Origin of the sequence: Mycobacterium saskatchewanense, assembly GCF_010729105.1 — a bacterium.
Taxonomy (GTDB): domain Bacteria; phylum Actinomycetota; class Actinomycetes; order Mycobacteriales; family Mycobacteriaceae; genus Mycobacterium; species Mycobacterium saskatchewanense.
Genome location: NZ_AP022573.1, coordinates 4,837,552 through 4,855,429 on the forward strand (window position 1 = coordinate 4,837,552; position 17,878 = coordinate 4,855,429).

A 17,878-nucleotide genomic window follows, 5' to 3' on the forward strand; every position below is an offset into this window, starting at 1 on the left:
CTTCTGGGACAATGGCTGCCATGAACGGGCCGGCCGTTACGCCGATATCCCTGACGCCGGGCGTCGTCGCCGAGGCCGTCGTGGACCTCGGCGCCGTCGAGCACAACGTGCGGGTGCTGCGTGAGCACGCCGGCGCGGCGCAGGTCATGGCCGTCGTCAAGGCCGACGGCTACGGCCACGGCGCCACCCAGGTCGCCCGCGCCGCGCTGGCGGCCGGGGCGGCCGAGCTCGGCGTCGCCACCGTCGACGAGGCGCTGGCGCTGCGCGCCGACGGGATCACCGCCCCGGTGCTGGCCTGGCTGCACCCGCCGGGCGCCGACTTCGGGCCCGCGCTGCTGGCGGACGTCGAAATCGCCGTCTCCTCGGAACGCCAGCTCGACGAGTTGCTGGATGCGGTGCGCCGGACCGGGCGGACGGCGACGCTGACGGTCAAGGTCGACACCGGCCTGAACCGCAACGGTGTGCCGCCGTCGCAATGGCCGTCGATGGTGGCCGCGCTGCGCCGGGCCGTCGCCGACGACGCCGTCCGGCCGCGCGGGCTGATGTCGCACATGGTGTTCGCCGACCAGCCGGAAAACCCCATCAACGACGTTCAGGCGCAACGGTTTCGCGACCTGCAGGAGCAGGCCCGCGGCGGGGGGCTGCGGTTCGAGGTGGGGCATCTGTCGAACTCGTCGGCCACGATGGCGCGCCCCGACCTTGCGCTCGACCTGGTGCGGCCCGGCATCGCGGTGTACGGCCTGAGCCCCGTGCCGGAACTCGGCGACATGGGGCTGGTGCCGGCGATGACGGTGAAATGCCCGGTGGCGCTGGTCAAGCCGGTGCGGGCGGGGGAGGGCGTGTCGTATGCGCACACCTGGATCGCCGAGCGCGACACCACCGTGGCGCTGTTGCCGATCGGCTACGCCGACGGAATCTTCCGTGCGCTCGGCGGCCGCCTGGAGGTGCAGATCAACGGCAGGCGGCGGCCGGGCGTCGGGCGCGTCTGCATGGACCAATTCGTCGTGGACCTCGGCCCCGGCCGGCCCGACGTCGCCGAGGGCGACGAGGCGATCCTGTTCGGCCCGGGCACCGGCGGCGAACCGACCGCGCAGGACTGGGCCGACCTGCTGGGCACGATTCACTACGAGGTGGTGACCAGCCCCCGTGGGCGCATCACCCGGACTTACCGCGGGGCGCGAACCGTTGAGTCCTGACGAACGCCGCCGCGGCAGGGGCAAGGCCTGGTTCGCGGGTGGTGCCGGGCTCACCGCCCTCGCCACCATCGTCGGAGCCTCGGCGCGCCGCTCGATGATACAGCGCACCGCCAACGTCGAAGACCCTTACGCAGGTGAGGATTTCGACAGGATCGACGACGACCGCGGATACGTGGTGACCACGCCCGACGGGGTGCCGCTGGCGGTCCGCGAGGCCGGCCCGGAGAACGCCCCGGTGACGCTCGTGTTCGTGCACGGATTCTGTCTACGCATGGGCGCCTTCCACTTTCAGCGGACCCGGCTCCCGGAACAACTGTGTCGCGACGTCCGGATGATCTTCTACGATCAACGCGGGCACGGCAGTTCGGGCGAGGCTTCACCCGAGACCTACACGCTGACCCACCTCGGCCAGGACCTGGAGACCGTGCTGAAGGTGGCCGCGCCCCGCGGGGTGGTCGTGCTCGTCGGCCACTCGATGGGCGGCATGACGGTGTTGTCCCACGCCCGCCAATTCCCCGACCAGTACGGGCGCCGCATCGTCGGGGCGGCGATCATCTCCTCGGCCGCCGAAGGCGTCGCCCGGTCGCCCCTGGGCGAGATCCTGAAAAACCCGGCGCTGGAAGCGTTTCGGTTCACTGCACGATCGGCGCCGAAGCTGATACATCGCGGCCGCAACGTGTCCCGGTCGCTGATCGGCCCCGTGCTGCGGGCGGCGTCCTTCAGCGACCTGCAGGTGAGCCGCAGCCTCGACGCGTTCTCCCAGCGGATGATGAACGGCACGCCGATCCCGACCATGATCGGCTTTCTCGACGCCCTCGAACACCACGACGAGACCGCCGGGCTGTGGACGTTGCTGCGAATCCCGACGCTGATCGCCTGCGGCGACCACGACCTGCTCACCCCGGACGAATACTCCCGCAAGATGGCGGCGTCGCTGCCGCAATCGGAGCTGGTCATCGTTCCCGGCGCCAGCCACCTGGCGCTGCTGGACAAGCCCGAGGCCATCAACGACGGGCTGGCCCGGCTGGTCAAGCGCGCCACCCCGAGCCGGACGGGGCTGGCCGCCCGGCGGCTGCGGGAAAGGCTGCGCGGTGGATAGTTTCGCGGTGGACGGGCGGGCCGGCACCGCCACGTGCGAGCGCGTCGAGGACACGTTCGCGCTGGGATCGCGGCTGGGCGAGCACCTGCGCGCCGGCGACGTGGTGGTCCTCTCGGGGCCGCTCGGGGCGGGAAAGACCGTGCTGGCCAAGGGGATTGCCGCGGCCATGGACGTCGACGGCCCGGTCACCTCGCCGTCGTACGTGCTCGCCCGGGTGCATCCGGCGCGGCGGCCCGGGGCGCCGGCGATGATCCACGTGGACATGTACCGGCTGCTCGACGAATCCGACGTCGACCTGCTCGGTGAGCTCGACTCGCTGGACCTGGACAGCGATCTCGACGACTCCGTCGTCGTGGTCGAGTGGGGCGAGGGCCTGGCCGAGCGGTTGTCCGAGCGTCACCTCGACGTCCGTCTCGAGCGCCTGAGCGGGTCCGACGTGCGGATCGCGACCTGGGAGTGGTCATGATCGTCCTGGCCCTGGACACCGCGACGCCGGCCGTGACGGCCGGGATCGTGCGCGTCGAAGATCTGGCCGTGCTGGCCGAGCGGGTCACCGTCGACCCGCGGGCGCACGCCGAGCGGCTCACCCCCAACGCGCTGGCCGCCCTGGCCGACGCCGGGCTGACGATGGCCGACCTCGACGCGGTGGTGGTGGGCTGCGGCCCGGGACCCTTCACCGGCCTGCGGGCCGGGATGGCCACCGCCGCCGCCTACGGGCACGCGCTGGGCGTCCCGGTGCGCGGCGTGTGCAGCCTGGACGCCGTCGGGGTGCGCACCACGGGCGAGGTGCTGGTCGTCACCGACGCCCGGCGGCGCGAGGTGTACTGGGCGCGCTACCGCGACGGGGTGCGCGTGGCCGGACCGCACGTCAACGCTCCCGGCGACGTCGACCCTGGGCCGGCGCGGGCCGTGGCCGGCTCGCGGGAGCACGCGGCGCCCTTCGGCCTGCCGCTGTCCGGGCCAGTCCATCCGACGCCGGCCGGCCTGGTCGCCGCGGTGCCCGACTGGTCGTCTCCGCCCGCGCCGCTGGTCGCCCTTTACCTGCGCCGGCCCGACGCCAAACCGCTGGAGGCCCGCCGATGACGGCGCCCGGCGTGACGGTCGGCGCATTGACGCCCGCTGACGCTGCGCGCTGCGCCGAACTGGAAAGCCAGCTGTTCGACGGCGACGATCCGTGGCCCGCGGCGGCGTTCAATCGTGAGCTGGCCAGCCCGTACAACCATTACGTGGCCGCGCGCGTCGAGGCCGTGCTCGTCGGGTACGCGGGCATCTCCCGGCTCGGCCGCAGGCCGCCGTTCGAATACGAGGTCCACACCATCGGGGTTGATCCCGCCTACCAGGGGCGGGGCATCGGCCGCCGGTTGCTCGAGCAGCTGCTGGCATTCGCCGACGGCGGCGTCGTCTACCTGGAGGTTCGGACCGACAACGAGCCGGCCATCGCGCTGTACCGCAGCGTCGGGTTCGAGCAGGTGGGCCTGCGCAAGCGCTACTACCGGATCAGCGGGGCCGACGCCTACACGATGCGGCGGAAAGCGGCTACATGATCATCTTGGCCATCGAAACCTCCTGCGACGAAACGGGAGTCGGCATCGCCCGCCTCGACCCCGACGGCACCGTCACCTTATTGGCCGACGAGGTGGCCTCCAGCGTCGACGAACACGTCCGCTTCGGTGGCGTCGTCCCCGAGATCGCCTCCCGGGCGCACCTGGAGGCGCTCGGCCCCACCATGCGCCGCGCACTGGCTGCGGCCGGGCTCGACAAGCCCGACGTGGTCGCCGCGACGATCGGACCCGGACTGGCCGGCGCGCTGCTGGTGGGCGTGGCGGCGGCCAAGGCGTACGCCGCCGCCTGGGGCGTCCCGTTCTACGCGGTCAACCACCTCGGCGGGCACCTGGCCGCCGACGTCTACGAACACGGACCGCTGCCGGAATGCGTGGCGCTGCTGGTCTCTGGCGGCCACACGCACCTCCTGCACGTGCGTTCCCTCGGCGAGCCGATGATCGAGCTCGGCAGCACCGTCGACGACGCCGCCGGCGAGGCCTACGACAAGGTGGCGCGGCTGCTGGGGCTGGGCTATCCGGGGGGCAAGGTGCTCGACGACCTGGCCCGCACGTGCGGCCGGGACGCCGCGGAGATCCCCGCGTTCCCGCGCGGCATGACCGGGCCCGCCGACGACCCGTACGCGTTCAGCTTCTCCGGGCTCAAGACCGCCGTCGCGCGCTACATCGAGAGCCACCCGGACGCCGCGAGCGCCGACATCGCGGCCGGCTTCCAGGAGGCCGTCGCCGACGTGCTGACCAAGAAGGCTGTCCGCGCGGCCGGCGGGCTCGGCGTCTCGACGCTGCTGATCGCCGGGGGAGTGGCCGCCAATTCGCGGCTGCGCGAGCTGGCCGAACAGCGCTGTGCGGCCGCCGGCCTGACTTTGCGGATCCCCGGGCCACGGCTCTGCACCGACAACGGGGCCATGATCGCGTCGTTCGCCGCGCACCTGGTCGCCGCCGGGGCGTCGCCGTCACCGCTGGACGTGCCGAGCGACCCGGGTCTGCCGGTGGTAAAAGGCCAGGTCAGCTGATCGCTTCTGGCGAACATGCCGGAAGCAGCAGGGGGGCCTTGAGTGCTAGCACTCGCGTGTATAGAGTGCTAGGTGGCAATCGGGCGCTCCCCTGCGTCGGCACCCGCGACGACGGCGCGAGGACCCGGCCGAATGCCGAACACCTGATAATCCGGACGGCCCGGGGCACGCCCCGACCGACCGCCAACCCCGGTCCGGATGCCCCGGACCCGATCTCACAAGTGGAGGGCTCCAATCGTGGCGAAGGTGAACATCAAGCCACTCGAGGACAAGATTCTCGTGCAGGCCAACGAGGCCGAGACCACGACCGCGTCCGGTCTGGTCATTCCTGACACCGCCAAGGAGAAGCCGCAGGAAGGCACCGTAGTCGCAGTCGGCCCCGGCCGCTGGGACGAAGACGGCGAGAAGCGGATCCCGCTGGACGTGTCCGAGGGTGACACCGTCATCTACAGCAAGTACGGCGGCACCGAGATCAAGTACAACGGCGAGGAATACCTGATCCTGTCGGCCCGCGACGTTCTGGCTGTCGTTTCCAAGTAAGCACCGTGTTCCGCCCCGGCGATCCCCGTGTATGACCGCGGGTGATTTCCGGGGCGGCATGCGTAGAGGAGCGTGAAGGAGCCTGATGAGCAAGGTTATTGAGTACGACGAAACCGCGCGCCGCGCGATGGAGGCGGGCGTCAACAAGCTCGCCGACGCGGTCCGCGTGACCCTGGGGCCGCACGGCCGCCACGTGGTGCTGGCCAAGGCTTTCGGCGGTCCCACGGTGACCAACGACGGCGTCACCGTCGCCCGCGAGATCGAACTGGAGGACCCGTTCGAGAACCTGGGCGCCCAGCTGGTGAAGTCGGTCGCCACCAAGACCAACGACGTGGCGGGCGACGGCACCACGACGGCGACGGTGCTTGCGCAGGCGCTGGTGAAGGGCGGCCTGCGGCTCGTCGCCGCCGGCGTCAACCCGATCGAGCTTGGCTCAGGCATCAGCAAGGCCGCCGACGCGGTATCCGAGGCGCTGCTGGCGGCGGCCACCCCGGTGTCCGGCAAGGACGCGATCGCCCAGGTGGCGACCGTCTCGTCGCGCGACGCGCGGCTGGGCGAGCTGGTCGGCGAGGCGATGAACAAGGTCGGCGCCGACGGCGTGGTCAGCATCGAGGAGTCCTCGACCCTGAGCACCGAGCTGGAGTTCACCGAGGGCGTCGGGTTCGACAAGGGCTTCCTGTCGGCCTACTTCGTCACCGACTTCGACTCCCAGGAGGCGGTCCTCGACGATCCGCTGATCCTGCTGCACCAGGACAAGATCAGCTCGCTGCCCGACCTGTTGCCGATCCTGGAGAAGGTCGCCGAGGCCGGCAAGCCGTTGGTGATCATCGCCGAGGACGTCGAGGGCGAGGCGCTGGCGACGCTGGTCGTCAACTCCATTCGCAAGACGCTGCGGGCGGTCGCCGTCAAGGCGCCGTTCTTCGGCGACCGGCGCAAGGCCTTCCTGCAAGACCTGGCGATCGTGACGGGCGGCGAGGTGGTCAACCCCGACACCGGCCTGCTGCTGCGCGAGGTCGGTCTCGAGGTGCTCGGCTCGGCGCGGCGCGTCGTGGTCAGCAAGGACGACACGATCGTGGTCGACGGCGGCGGCTCGGCCGAGGCGGTCGCCAACCGCATCAAGCAGCTGCGCGCCGAGATCGAGGCGAGCGACTCCGACTGGGACCGCGAGAAGCTGCAGGAGCGGTTGGCCAAGCTCGCCGGCGGCGTGGCCGTCATCAAGGTCGGCGCGGCCACCGAGACCGCGCTCAAGGAGCGTAAGGAAAGCGTCGAGGACGCCGTCTCGGCCGCGAAGGCCGCCGTCGAGGAGGGCATCGTCTCGGGTGGGGGCGCCGCGCTCATCCAGGCCCGCAAGGCCCTGAAGGACCTACGCGGCTCGCTGTCCGAAGACGAGGGGCTCGGCGTCGACGTGTTCTCCGAGGCGTTGGGGGCGCCGCTGTACTGGATCGCCACCAACGCCGGGCTCGACGGGTCGGTCGTGCTGAACAAGGTCTCGGAGTTGCCTGCGGGACAAGGGCTCAACGCCGAGACGCTCACCTACGGCGACCTGGTGGCCGAAGGCGTCATCGACCCGGTCAAGGTGACCCGGTCGGCGGTGGTCAACGCCGCCTCGGTGGCGCGCATGGTGCTCACCACCGAGACCGCAATTGTCGAGAAGCCGGCGGAAGCAGAGGACGACCACGGTCACGGGCATGGCCACCACCACCACTAAGTAGCAGTTGGTTGCCCGACTGTGGGGCCTATGTACGAAACCCCAACGATTTCCGTGCATAGGCCCCACGGTCGGCGTCCGGCGGGCTTGGCTGACGTGACGGGCCAAGCGGCCCAGCGGGTTCCGCCAGTGTCGGCAACACCTCCTCGGGTTCCCCGTATGCTCGCCCAACCGCGGCCAGCGGGGCCGCCCGCCAGTTCGCGTACGCGGAGTACACGATGAGGACGATTCTTGGCGCTACGGGCGCGCCGACTGCCCGCGCGCAAGGCATCGCAGCCCGGCAAGGATGACCAAGAGTCCGTGCTCGAAGCTTGCCGTCGGGTCGTACACGAACAGGTCGTCGAGCACCTCTGCCATCAGCGGATACCGCTGCGGGTCCACCTTCTTCCGAAGCCCATCGGCCGCGTCGGCCGCATAGGGGTTCTCGCCGCTGTAGTCGAGCCCCCTCGATGCCTGTTCCTCGATGACGAAGCCGGTCGTGTAGTGCAACAACAGGTGCGCGCCACGAGCGGCATCGCGCGGACCGAAGCCGGCATCCTCCAACGCGCGCAGGAACAGCTCCACGGTTCGATACATGAGGTCGTCGGCAATTGCGGTGCCGGCGAAGACTTTTCCACCATCGCGGTAACGCAACAGGCTGGCGCGTAGCCTGCGCGCCCAGTCGGCTGCCCAGTCGTCGAAGCTCTGGTCCTGCCGTGGGGCCTCGAGCCCGATCATCGCCCGCCGAAACATCACCGTCGCCATCGCGTCCAGCAGTTGCTGCTTGTTCTCGACGTGCCAATAGAGCGCGGGGGGCGCGACGCCAAGCCGATCGGCGATTCGGCGCATCGTCAGCCCTTGCAGACCGACCTCGTTCAGGAGCTCCAGCCCCGCGTCCGCGATCGCGTCTGGGGTGACCCGGTTATCCGCTGCGGTCCGCCGACTCTTCATGCTTGACACCTTATCATCATTCGAGTAAATCTTAACGTCATTAAGGACAGGCCGATCGGCGTTCAGTAACACCGAGATCAGGAGGATGACATGCCTACCTATCGGGAGCAGGCCACCCGCTGGATGTCCGATGATCCGGCGGGTTCGTTCGCGGTATACGAGCCCGCAACCGGCGAGAAGCTGGCCGACTTCCTGCTCGCCGACGCGGCCGCGGTCGACGCGGCGGTCCGCGACGCGCACGCGGCGTTCGTCGGCGGTTGGGGGCAGACGACGGCCCGCGAGCGGGCGCTGCTGCTGCGGGAAGCCGCCCGAGTGCTGCGTGAGCACGGCGACGAAATCGCGGAGATCGAGTGTCGGGAGGTGGGCAAGCCTTGGGAGATTGCCCGAAACTTCGACCTCGTCGGATTGGTCGAGTCGTTCGAGTTCTTCGCGTCGGTGGTCGCGGATTATCACGGGGCGTTCTTCCCGGGTGGTCCGGTCGATACGTACACGCTCAAGGAGCCCTACGGGGTGGTGGCCGGCATCATCCCGTTCAACTGGCCACCGGCCCACGTAGGCGCCAAGCTCGCACCACCGCTGGCGGCCGGCAATGCGGTGATCCTCAAGCCGCCGGAACAGTGCCCACTGTCGGTGCTGCGGATCGTCGAGTTGCTCGAGCCGATCTTTCCCCGCAATGTCGTCCAGGCTCTGCCGGGAACGGGAGCGGTCACCGGAAAGGCACTGGTCAGCCACCCACTGGTCCGGCGGGTGACGTTTACCGGCTCCCCGGACACGGGCCGCAGCATCCTGAAGTCGATCGCCGACAACCTCACTGGCGCGATGCTGGAGTTGGGTGGCAAGGATCCGTTCATCGTCTTCGCGGATGCCGACTTGGACGCCGCCGTTGAGGGAGCCCTCGAAGGGTCGCTGTTCAACCAGGGCGAGGCGTGCACCTCGGCGTCGCGCCTGTTGGTCCATGAGTCACTGGCTGAGGAATTCACGCAGCGCTATGTCGCCGCGGTCTCGAAGCTGGTCATCGGGAACGGGCTGGACCGCCGGACTCAAATTGGCGCGTTGGTCTCTCGCGAGCACATGCAACGCGTCCTCGGCTACATCGACATCGGCCAGTCGGAGGGTGCGACAGTCGCCTTCCAAGGCAAGCGACCGAGCGACCCCGAGCTAGCCAACGGGTATTACGTTCCGCCGGTCATCTTCACCGACGTCACACCCGACATGCGGATCGCCAACGAAGAGATCTTCGGGCCGGTGATCTCGATTCTGAAGTTCAGCGGGTACGCCGAGGCTATCGAGATCGCGAACTCTACCGAATTCGCCTTGGTGGCAGGGGTATTCACCAGTGATGAGCTGCTGGCTAAGAGGGCCAGCCGCGACCTCGACGCTGGCGTGGTGATGATCAACAACTACAACCGGGGCTTCGTCGGCATCCCCTTCGGGGGGAACCGCGCCAGCGGGTTCGGACGTGAACATGCGGCGTCCACCCTCGATGAGTTCACCCGGATCAAAAGCGTCCGAAACCGGTCCGGGCGCAGCGAACTGCCAGTGTGGAGCGGCGCCGACACCTCCACCGACGGCCGCGTTCGTCCGCCGGTTCGGGCCAACTGAGCCACGATGACATTCGTCGACCTGCACTTCCACGTCGCCCCGGAGAGCTTCCTGCGGCGTCCGCGCTCAGGCCTGGACCGGTTCCTCGACGCCTTCCCGCAGCTGCGCGACGGAGCCGCGGGGCGCCAGGAGCTCGCCGCGGCAGGCGGCAAGGCGGTCGTCTCGCTTCCGTGGCCCGTCCCGCCCGGTACAAATAGCGACAAGACCGCGGCAGCAGTTCGCCTCTGCAACGACGAGCTGCTGACCGCCGTAGACGAGCATGCCGAATACTCGGGCGCAATGATCACGGTCGACCTCACCGATCCCGCTGCAGCGGTGGCCGAGGTCGGCCGAGTGGTCGAAGCTCCGGCTCTGGCCGGCGTCATGATCTACGTGAGCCCGACGACCCGGCTCGATAACCACCGCCTGTCGGAGTTCTACGCGGAGCTATCCGCGCGGCGGCTGCTGTTGTTCCTGCATCCGGCGCTCGAGCCGCCGCTCGACGGGGCCACGGACTGGAACCTCAACGCGAGCCTGAGCCCGCCGATCGTCACGAGCATCGCGGCGGCACGGATGATGCTGTCGGGAACTCTCGACGAACACCCGGGCCTTGACCTCGTGATTCCACACCTCGGCGGTGTCCTGCCCTACCTAGCGCAACGGCTCATCGACCAGAGCGACCGCGGGGCAGCACGGCACGATATTCCGACCTATCTGCGGAACAGGACGTACCTGGATACCTGCTCGTTTCACCAGCCCGCTTTGCGCTGCGCGCTGGACACGGTCGGGCCCAGTCGCCTCGTGCTCGGGTCGGACTATCCGTTCCGCGGACCGGTCGAGCGAGCCCTCGCTGACGTGCGGGATTCCGGTTTCGATGAGGCAATCCAGGAATTGGTGCTGTCGCGCAACGCGGAGACCATCGTCTGCTGATTGGGAACCACGAGCCGGATTACGCGCACCAGGTCGGAGACTCCGGTCGAACCGGCGACTTCGGCGGCGTCGGTCAGCGTGCTCGGTGTGCGAGCCTTTCGGCGTCGAGGATCAGGAAGTTGTGGCTTTCCAACTCGATCCAGCCACGGGCGACGAAGGCGCTGAGCGCCTGGTTTGTCGCCTCCCGTGATGCGCCGACCAGTTGAGCCATCTCCTCTTGGGTCAGGTCGTGGACCACTCGCAACGCGTCGCCTTCGCGGGTACCGAACTGTTGTGCCAGCAGCAGCAGCTGCTTGGCGACCCGTCCGCGGACGTCGGTGGAGATCTGATCAGTCAGTTTGCAATCGGCGCGCCGCAGCCTGCGGGCCATTACTCGTAGCAGCTGTTCGGCGACCTCGGGGCGATCGGCCATCCAGCCCCGCACCATGTCGTGGTCCATAGCCACCGCGCGCACCTCGGTGAGGGCGGTCGCGCTGGCGGTGCGGGGGCCGGGATCGAGGATCGAGAGCTCGCCGAACATCTCCGGCGGGCCCATGATCGCCAGCAGATGCTCGCGGCCGTCCGGCGCACGGTGGCCGATTTTGACCTTCCCGGAAATGATGATGTACAGCCGGTCTGCGGGTTCTCCTTGATCGAACACGGTCGACCGGCGCTCGAAATCGATGGGTTGAAGTCGTTTGGCTATCGCAGCCACGGCGCTGTCGACTCCCTGGAACATTCCGGCCTTGATGGCGGTCGCGTCCACTCAACCTCCTAGGAGTATTGGGACGTGTCAGGACGACAGCGTGACGTTGCGGTAAAGGGTCCCAATCGCCTACTGTGCGCCCGGAAACCGGGATGCCCGCCCGCCGCGACCGGCTTCCGGGTCACTGACAGTCGTTGTAGGACAGCAGAATAGCGAGTGCTTGACGCATTCTGCTGCCCAACTACAACGTGGCGGTCGTCTACTTCTCTTCGCCGTCCGACTTGCTCAGCACCCGGTCTGCGCTGCGCACGATGCTGCGGTGGAACTTGTACTGCACGTTGACGAGCTGGTCAGCCAATTCGATTGCGGCATCGACGATTTTCTTTCGCAGCGGTTCGACGGACTCGGGAAGGGCCTGATCCACCGTCTCACGGAACTTACGCAAGGCCTTGCTCGCGGCCTCCTGGCCTGATCTAGCCGATTCGCGTACCTCGTCGACGAGGTCTGTGGCTCTGGGCATCACCGTATTCTTCGCGGTGCTTTGGGTCATATCCGAAACTCCCTTATTTCTCAGTTATTTGCTTGTTGTACCAACCGACGCTAACCGCCGCCGGCGATCAATCCATATGGCCGAAGGTCACCGACCCGAGAGCCGATGGTCCGCATGCCCGGCGGCACCGTCACAGGACGCATCTAAGAGCTGAACGGCGGCGGCGAGCATGAGCCATGAGGGACTGCCCGAGTCATTCGGGCTGTTCCGATCGGTCTTTCTGAGTCGTCAGATCGGTATGTCGCCCGGTGGTGGTGATGAAGTCGTCAAGGATGTTCACCACCGCTGTCGGGGACTCGACATGGGGGAAGTGTCCGACACCGGCGAGCACCTCGAATCGACTGCCCGGCACAGCATCATGCGCGGCGTAGCCGTGGTCGACAGGAATGATCCGGTCCTGCTCACCCCAGATCAGCAAGGTGGGTAATCCATGACTGAGATGGATCTTGCTGAGCGCACTGACCGCCTGGCCGCGGTAATCCACCACGGAGCGCAACGTGCGTAGGAACGCCTGCCGTGTCTGCCGATCCGACAACGAAGAATAAGCGTTCCACATCTCACCGGCGCGCGGCGACTGGATACCGGCCGACGCGAGCCATGCGCCCAGCTTCTTGCCGACGTTCAACACCGGCTGCGGCGCGACCAGTGGTAGCACCAGCTCGGCTCCGGGGGCTGACAGGATCCGCAGGATCCAGTTCACGTCAGGGCCGAGACCACCGCTGCCGATGAGAACCAGTCGCTCGCAATAGTCGCGGTGTTGATAGCTGAACTGCATGGCGACGCCGCCGCCGAGTGATTGACCGATCACGGTCGCCCGGCTGATGCCCAGTTCATCGAGCAGATCGCGTAGTGACGCCGCGAACGCGCCCAGCGAGTAGTCACCGCGCGGCTTGGCTGATTCCCCGTGACCCAACAGGTCCGGTGCCACCACCCGATACTTCTCCGCCAACTGAGGGATGACCGCCCGCCAGGTCGCCGAACTTCCCGCCATCCCATGAATCAACAGCAGCGCCTCACCGGCTCCTGCCTCCCGATAGGCAATACGCTCACCGTGGAGATCTAGATAGCACATTTCACTCACTGGAAGCGGTCTCCATTCACCGGTGTCCGGACATGCATCCGTAGCGTCACGACACCCGCTCCCCGAATTCCAGTCGTTTGCGCTGAGCATAACCTACGGTGCCGTAGGTTACCGGCGCTGCAACGTTCGTCACAGGTGGCGACGGCGTCGGCGGCTCGCGGCGATCGCCGTCTTGAGCCCGCGCCGACGCCCCGTCACTCGGTCGACCGCGGCGGAAGCGGGCTTGAGTTGCGCGAACATCCGCTCGCTACGGGTTTCCGACGCGTCGTCGGCGGTGTCGCGCAGGTAGGAGTTCGGCAGCGACAGCTTGGCAATGGTGCGCCACGTCTTGGCGTACTGAATCAGGAACGAATCTGTGGTGTAAGGGAGGTCGTACTTGTCGCACAGTGCGCGCACCCGCACCGAGATCTCGTGCAGCCGGTTGCTGGGCAGATCCGGGTACAGGTGGTGCTCGATCTGGTGGCACAGGTTGCCACTCATGAAGCGCAGCGCGGGCCCCGCGTCGAAGTTGGCGCTGCCCAGCATCTGCCGCAGGTACCACTGGCCCTTGGTCTCGCCGATCATGTCGGTCTTGGTGAATTTCTCTGCGCCGTCAGGGAAATGCCCGCAGAAGATGACGGCGTTGGCCCAGACGTTGCGGATCACGTTGGCCACCGCGTTGGCCGTCAGCGTCGACTTGTAGGTCGCCGCCGGTGACAGCGACGTCAGCGCCGGGAACGCGACGTAATCCTTGACCAGCTGCCGCCCGGCCTTGACCGAGAACTCCCGTGTCTGCTGAAGGGTGAGGTCTCGCTCCGGGCCGGCCTTCAAGATCTTCTCGAAATCGACCGTCTGCAAGCCGATTCCCCACTCGAACCCAAGCGCGAGGATGGCGTTGAACAGCACGTTGCCGATGTTGAATCCCTGCCAGGGTTGGTCACGGGTGACTCGCAGGATGTAGTAGCCGACGTCGTCATCCATGCCAAGGATGTTGGTGAACTTGTGGTGCTGAAAGTTGTGAGAGGAAATCCAGTGTTTGGATGCCGCGGTCATGTCCCACTCCCACGTCGTGGAGTGAATCTCGGGATCGTTCATCCAGTTCCACTGACCGTGCATGACATTGTGGCCGATCTCCATGTTCTCGATGATCTTCGCCACGCTCAAGGTCGCCGTTCCGGCCCACCATGCAGAGCGTTTCGAGCTACCGGCCAGCAGGAGCCGGCCGGCCACCTCGAGGACGCGTTGCGCGGCGATCGTGCGTCGGATGTAGCGCGCGTCGCGCTCGCCACGGGAATCCTCGATGTCCAGCCGAATCGCGTCCAGCTCACCGGCGAGATTCTCGATGTCGGCGTCGGTCAGGTGAGCGAAGGCTGCAATGTCAGTGATCGCCATCTTGTCCTTTCCGTAGGGTTTGTATGTCGTGTGGCCGAGTGTCCTATCGGGGAGGACGTCAACTCGGCTGGCCCGAGCGGGCTAGGCCCCTTATCGGCGCGACTTTCAGTGCGCGACAGGGTATCTCCGTACCTCCGGTGCGGTTTGATGCTCCGGTCGACGGTCGAGCGGCGACAAACCGACAGGCACGGTCGGTGAACGCGCAACTGGTTGATACTCCCGGATCCGGCTAACGGGGAAACGAGCGGAATGTGCATGCCGTCTTAAGGCGGGTGGAAATCGGAAGGTGCGGCGGTGAGCGAAAGCTCATAAATTCGGCGGCGTACAGCCAAACCTTTCCGGACCGGCTGAAGGACTCAACAAATACAACGCTACACCCGTCCGGCAACTCGGGTGATTCTCGACTGCCGGCCACCAAGCCCGCTATCGCGCCGATCCCGGGTCGGCCCAACGGGGTGTAGCGTCAAGGTGCTGAGAATTTCAGCTGGTGCGGGAAGAGTTCAGCCGCGTCCGCCGCGAACTTTAGGAGCATTGGCTCCGAACCCGCACACTCCGGTCATCGATCGGCGTCGGGTCATTATGGCCAGTTCACCTGCTTTCTATGCCAACACCCGCCCGAAATCCCGCAACCCGACCTGGAGCCCTCCACAATGACGAACATCTGCGGCACCGATGCGAGCGAACACCGCCCGCGCACCGGGCATGACGAGCCAGGTGACCATCGCGAACGCGCTGATTGTTGCCTTCGTAGTTCCGATCAATCGAAATGACCATGTCTGCTGCTAAGGCGGCGAAGCCACGAATGATACTGGAAACCAACAACTCTGCGGAACCGATGCAGCCAGCGGCGTATCGGCCCATCGCCCGGCAAGCGCTCGAGCTGACGGGCGCAGAGCTCGCGCTGGTCGCCGTCGCAATCAACTACGACATACCAACCTCGGAGGTGGCCGATCTGGTGATCGTGGAAACCGCCGGTGCCGCGACGTCCTTGACACCGGCCCAGGCGATCCCCGTCGCCGGTACCGCGATGGGGCAGGCCTTCGTGGAGCGGACCCCTCGACGACTCAACAACTTCGACGTCGCCATCGACGGCGTCGAACGTGCCGGCCCGGCGCTGGTGCTCCCGCTGCGCACCGGCGATACCGTGGCGGGGGTGTTGGTCGCGCTGCGGCGTGACGGCGCCCAGGCGTTCAGCGACGAGCAGCTCGACATGATGGCCGCATTCACCGACCAGGCGGCGCTCGCCTGGCAGCTGGGATCCAGACAGCATCGAACGCATGAACTCGACATTCTCGCTGAACGCGACAGGATTGCCCACGACCTGTACGACCACGTGATCCAGCCGCTCTTTGCGGTCGAGCTAGATCTGCAGGGGACCATTCCGCGGGTGCGGTCAGCTGAGGTCCAGCAGAGACTGTCTGGCAGCATCGATGATCTGCAAGGCGTCATCCGGGAGATTCGCGTCGCAGTTTTCGACCTGCACACCACACCGCCGGGCGTCACCGGGCTGCGAGAACGGGTCGAGGCGGCAGTCGGGCGCTTCTGCGGGTCCGAACTGGAGACCACCGTTCAGTTCAGGGGGCCCTTGTCCGTTGTCGATGGTGCACTAGCCGATCACGCCGAAGCCGTTGTGCGCGAAGCGGTCAGCAACGCTATGCGACATGCCGGTGCGACCAGACTCGCGGTGACGGTCAAGATCGAGAACGACGTGTGCATCGAGGTAATCGACAACGGTCGGGGCGACATCACCGGTACTGGCCTGGCCAGCTTGGATCACCGCACGCAGCAGGTCGGGGGCGCGTTTACCATCGCGGATGCTCCCGACGGAGGCACCGTGCTGCGCTGGTCAGCACCACTGCCCTGATCCGCCCGCCGCGAGTCGCTCACAGAGTGGATGCCACCAGGCCGGTCAAGTCGGCGAGCCGGTGGGAATACCCCCACTCGTTGTCGTACCAGCCGACGATCTTCGCCAGATCACCAGTGACTTTGGTGAGCCCGGAGTCGAAGATGCACGACGACGGATCGGTCACGATGTCGGAGGAGACGATGGGATCCTCGGTGTAGGTGAGGAAGCCCCTCAGCTCACCGCCGGCGGCGGCCGCGAACGCGGCGTTGACGGCTTCGGTGGTTGCCGGCTCGCGAACGACGGCGGTGAGATCGGTGGCGGAACCGGTAGGGACCGGCACCCGCAGCGCATACCCGTCGAGCCGGCCCTCGAGCTGGGGCAGCACCACGCTGATCGCGCGGGCAGCCCCGGTGGACGTGGGCACCACATTGATCGCCGCGGCGCGGGCCCGGCGAAGGTCGCGGTGCGGACCGTCCTGCAGGTTCTGGTCCGGGGTGTAGGCGTGGACGGTGGTCATGAGCCCACGCTCGATTCCGAACACCTCGTCGAGCACCATCGCCATCGGCGCCAGACAGTTCGTAGTACACGAGGCGTTGGAGACGACGGTCTGCGTGCCGTCGTAGTCGCGGTGGTTGACACCCATGACGACGGTGAGGTCCGCACCCTTCGACGTTGCGGACACCACCACCTTCTTCGCTCCGCCGTGCAGGTGGCCGCGGGCCTGGTCCGCGGCGGTGTACCGACCGGTCGACTCGATTACGACGTCAACTCCGAGATCTCCCCACGGCACCGCCGCAGGCCCGTCGGCGATGGACCACGCCCTGATCCGCTGCTCTCCCACCACAAAGTCTTCGCCGTCGACCCACACGTCGTGCGGTAAGCGTCCGAGGACGGAGTCGTATTTGAGCAGGTGCGCCAGAGTCTTGTTGTCCGTGAGGTCGTTCACCGCGACGATCTCGATATCGGTGGTTCCCGCCGCCCGTTGTACGTCCACCGCACGGAAGAAATTTCGGCCGACCCGTCCAAATCCGTTGACGCCCACCCGGATAGCCATCGTGATCTCCTCTAGTTCTGTGGTCAGGGCGCGGCATCGATTGCACGCCACCTCGAGTCTGACCACGCCTCGCTCCCAGCAGCAGAGGACAAGGTCCTCGGCTTCCCGGGATTTCAGGATCGGCTGGCGCGGTCACGGATACCGCGCAGCATCTTCTGTTCCATGACGAAGTGGGGCACGTCAAAGCCGATGTGTCCAACCGCGCCGCCGCAACCGCGCGCCAGCAGCCTGGTTCCGAGACCGTACGGCCGCAGGTAAAACGCCCAACTGCCGGAAGCCTTCGCACCGTTTTGTACGCGCCGGAAGTCAGACGGCGACACCATCACCAGGTGACTCCCCGGTTCGACTGCCGCGACAACCATTTGGGCGCTCCGTCCATAGCGCCGAGCGAGCCAGATGATGCTCCCGACGTGTAACCGCTGCCACTCCTGCCGAACGGTGGCCGTGTTGCGGATACGTGCGCCGACCAACCGCTCCAACCAGTCGTAGCTGTAAAAACCGCCGCGGTCCTCACCGATCTGCACCAGCCACTGCCACACGGCCTCGGGCGACGCGTCGATCGTCACACCCCGTGTCGTGCGCATTGTGCACGCGGCGACTAATTCGTCTCCGGGCAACCCTGCGTTCATTTCGCCGGCGCATGCGCCCCAGGCGTACATCCACGGACGAACCAGCTTCCGATAACCGATGGCGGCACCAATCGCTGACGCCGCTGACACGACACCGAGCGCGTAT

At 67.2% G+C, this 17,878-nt stretch carries 18 protein-coding genes; 11 read left to right on the forward strand and 7 right to left on the reverse strand.

What is annotated here, in order from left to right; all coding sequences use genetic code 11:
- The first annotated feature begins 20 nt into the window (after positions 1-20).
- The 8 genes from alr (at position 21) to groL (ending at position 7,115) form a co-directional block, all read left to right on the forward strand.
- A complete protein-coding gene (alr, locus tag G6N56_RS22905; protein ID WP_085255562.1) occupies positions 21-1,196 on the forward strand; it encodes an alanine racemase in 1,176 nt (391 codons plus the stop codon).
- Positions 1,186-2,295, forward strand: coding sequence for an alpha/beta fold hydrolase (locus G6N56_RS22910; RefSeq protein ID WP_085255563.1), 1,110 nt, complete (start codon positions 1,186-1,188; stop codon positions 2,293-2,295). The genes alr and G6N56_RS22910 overlap by 11 nt, the downstream gene beginning before the upstream one ends.
- Positions 2,288-2,761 (forward strand): tRNA (adenosine(37)-N6)-threonylcarbamoyltransferase complex ATPase subunit type 1 TsaE, encoded by a 474-nt coding sequence (gene tsaE / locus G6N56_RS22915; protein ID WP_142280582.1) that lies wholly within the window; start codon positions 2,288-2,290, stop codon positions 2,759-2,761. The genes G6N56_RS22910 and tsaE overlap by 8 nt, the downstream gene beginning before the upstream one ends.
- Positions 2,758-3,378, forward strand: a complete 621-nt coding sequence (gene tsaB / locus G6N56_RS22920; protein ID WP_085255616.1) for a tRNA (adenosine(37)-N6)-threonylcarbamoyltransferase complex dimerization subunit type 1 TsaB — start codon at positions 2,758-2,760, stop codon at positions 3,376-3,378. Before tsaE ends, tsaB begins: the two co-directional genes overlap by 4 nt.
- Positions 3,375-3,839, forward strand: coding sequence for a ribosomal protein S18-alanine N-acetyltransferase (gene rimI, locus G6N56_RS22925; RefSeq protein WP_085255564.1), 465 nt, complete (start codon positions 3,375-3,377; stop codon positions 3,837-3,839). Before tsaB ends, rimI begins: the two co-directional genes overlap by 4 nt.
- Positions 3,836-4,867 carry a tRNA (adenosine(37)-N6)-threonylcarbamoyltransferase complex transferase subunit TsaD gene (gene tsaD / locus G6N56_RS22930; protein ID WP_085255565.1) on the forward strand — a complete coding sequence of 344 codons (1,032 nt, stop codon included), beginning with the start codon at positions 3,836-3,838 and terminating at the stop codon, positions 4,865-4,867. Before rimI ends, tsaD begins: the two co-directional genes overlap by 4 nt.
- 237 nt (positions 4,868-5,104) lie before the next feature.
- On the forward strand, positions 5,105-5,407 hold the full coding sequence (gene groES, locus G6N56_RS22935) for a co-chaperone GroES (RefSeq protein WP_007167930.1): 303 nt from the start codon (positions 5,105-5,107) through the stop codon (positions 5,405-5,407).
- Positions 5,408-5,492: 85 nt separating this feature from the next.
- Positions 5,493-7,115, forward strand: a complete 1,623-nt coding sequence (gene groL / locus G6N56_RS22940) for a chaperonin GroEL (RefSeq protein WP_085255566.1) — start codon at positions 5,493-5,495, stop codon at positions 7,113-7,115.
- A gap of 237 nt (positions 7,116-7,352) precedes the next feature.
- On the opposite strand, the gene G6N56_RS22945 is transcribed toward groL, so the two are convergent.
- Positions 7,353-8,117, reverse strand: a complete 765-nt coding sequence (locus tag G6N56_RS22945) for a TetR/AcrR family transcriptional regulator C-terminal domain-containing protein (protein ID WP_232069128.1) — start codon at positions 8,115-8,117, stop codon at positions 7,353-7,355.
- 18 nt (positions 8,118-8,135) lie between these two features.
- Here G6N56_RS22945 and G6N56_RS22950 point away from each other — a divergent pair, with 18 nt between their 5' ends.
- Positions 8,136-9,647 (forward strand): aldehyde dehydrogenase family protein, encoded by a 1,512-nt coding sequence (locus G6N56_RS22950; RefSeq protein WP_085255568.1) that lies wholly within the window; start codon positions 8,136-8,138, stop codon positions 9,645-9,647.
- Positions 9,648-9,653: 6 nt separating this feature from the next.
- Positions 9,654-10,556, forward strand: coding sequence for an amidohydrolase family protein (locus G6N56_RS22955; RefSeq protein WP_085255569.1), 903 nt, complete (start codon positions 9,654-9,656; stop codon positions 10,554-10,556).
- Positions 10,557-10,629: 73 nt separating this feature from the next.
- Here the strand turns inward: G6N56_RS22955 and G6N56_RS22960 are convergent, their stop codons facing one another.
- The 4 genes from G6N56_RS22960 to G6N56_RS22975 form a co-directional block, all read right to left on the reverse strand.
- Complete coding sequence (locus tag G6N56_RS22960) at positions 10,630-11,274, reverse strand: Crp/Fnr family transcriptional regulator (protein WP_085255618.1); 645 nt, start codon at positions 11,272-11,274, stop codon at positions 10,630-10,632.
- Positions 11,275-11,500: 226 nt separating this feature from the next.
- Entirely contained in the window at positions 11,501-11,791 is a 291-nt protein-coding gene (locus G6N56_RS22965; RefSeq protein ID WP_085255570.1) for a hypothetical protein, read from the reverse strand.
- Between the two features lie 193 nt (positions 11,792-11,984).
- On the reverse strand, positions 11,985-12,863 hold the full coding sequence (locus G6N56_RS22970; protein WP_408632647.1) for an alpha/beta fold hydrolase: 879 nt from the start codon (positions 12,861-12,863) through the stop codon (positions 11,985-11,987).
- Positions 12,864-13,001: 138 nt separating this feature from the next.
- Positions 13,002-14,243 (reverse strand): fatty acid desaturase family protein, encoded by a 1,242-nt coding sequence (locus tag G6N56_RS22975; protein WP_085255572.1) that lies wholly within the window; start codon positions 14,241-14,243, stop codon positions 13,002-13,004.
- 835 nt (positions 14,244-15,078) lie between these two features.
- Between G6N56_RS22975 and G6N56_RS22980 the strand changes: the two genes are divergently transcribed.
- Positions 15,079-16,107 (forward strand): sensor histidine kinase, encoded by a 1,029-nt coding sequence (locus G6N56_RS22980; RefSeq protein ID WP_232069129.1) that lies wholly within the window; start codon positions 15,079-15,081, stop codon positions 16,105-16,107.
- 19 nt (positions 16,108-16,126) lie between these two features.
- On the opposite strand, the gene gap is transcribed toward G6N56_RS22980, so the two are convergent.
- Positions 16,127-17,143, reverse strand: coding sequence for a type I glyceraldehyde-3-phosphate dehydrogenase (gene gap, locus G6N56_RS22985; RefSeq protein WP_085255619.1), 1,017 nt, complete (start codon positions 17,141-17,143; stop codon positions 16,127-16,129).
- A 113-nt stretch (positions 17,144-17,256) separates the two neighbouring features.
- Positions 17,257-17,709, reverse strand: a complete 453-nt coding sequence (locus G6N56_RS22990; protein ID WP_232069130.1) for a hypothetical protein — start codon at positions 17,707-17,709, stop codon at positions 17,257-17,259.
- Positions 17,710-17,878: the final 169 nt, after the last annotated feature.

What these genes read in the sequence shown, in the direction of transcription:
- alr (WP_085255562.1), top strand. Translation starts at nt 21, where the DNA reads ATGAACGGGCCGGCCGTTACGCCGATATCCCTGACGCCGGGCGTCGTC.
- tsaB (WP_085255616.1), top strand. Translation starts at nt 2,758, where the DNA reads ATGATCGTCCTGGCCCTGGACACCGCGACGCCGGCCGTGACGGCCGGG.
- rimI (WP_085255564.1), top strand. Translation starts at nt 3,375, where the DNA reads ATGACGGCGCCCGGCGTGACGGTCGGCGCATTGACGCCCGCTGACGCT.
- tsaD (WP_085255565.1), top strand. Translation starts at nt 3,836, where the DNA reads ATGATCATCTTGGCCATCGAAACCTCCTGCGACGAAACGGGAGTCGGC.
- groL (WP_085255566.1), top strand. Translation starts at nt 5,493, where the DNA reads ATGAGCAAGGTTATTGAGTACGACGAAACCGCGCGCCGCGCGATGGAG.
- G6N56_RS22950 (WP_085255568.1), top strand. Translation starts at nt 8,136, where the DNA reads ATGCCTACCTATCGGGAGCAGGCCACCCGCTGGATGTCCGATGATCCG.
- G6N56_RS22955 (WP_085255569.1), top strand. Translation starts at nt 9,654, where the DNA reads ATGACATTCGTCGACCTGCACTTCCACGTCGCCCCGGAGAGCTTCCTG.
- G6N56_RS22960 (WP_085255618.1), bottom strand. Translation starts at nt 11,274, where the DNA reads ATGTTCCAGGGAGTCGACAGCGCCGTGGCTGCGATAGCCAAACGACTT.
- G6N56_RS22965 (WP_085255570.1), bottom strand. Translation starts at nt 11,791, where the DNA reads ATGACCCAAAGCACCGCGAAGAATACGGTGATGCCCAGAGCCACAGAC.
- G6N56_RS22970 (WP_408632647.1), bottom strand. Translation starts at nt 12,863, where the DNA reads ATGTGCTATCTAGATCTCCACGGTGAGCGTATTGCCTATCGGGAGGCA.
- G6N56_RS22975 (WP_085255572.1), bottom strand. Translation starts at nt 14,243, where the DNA reads ATGGCGATCACTGACATTGCAGCCTTCGCTCACCTGACCGACGCCGAC.
- G6N56_RS22980 (WP_232069129.1), top strand. Translation starts at nt 15,079, where the DNA reads ATGCAGCCAGCGGCGTATCGGCCCATCGCCCGGCAAGCGCTCGAGCTG.
- gap (WP_085255619.1), bottom strand. Translation starts at nt 17,143, where the DNA reads ATGGCTATCCGGGTGGGCGTCAACGGATTTGGACGGGTCGGCCGAAAT.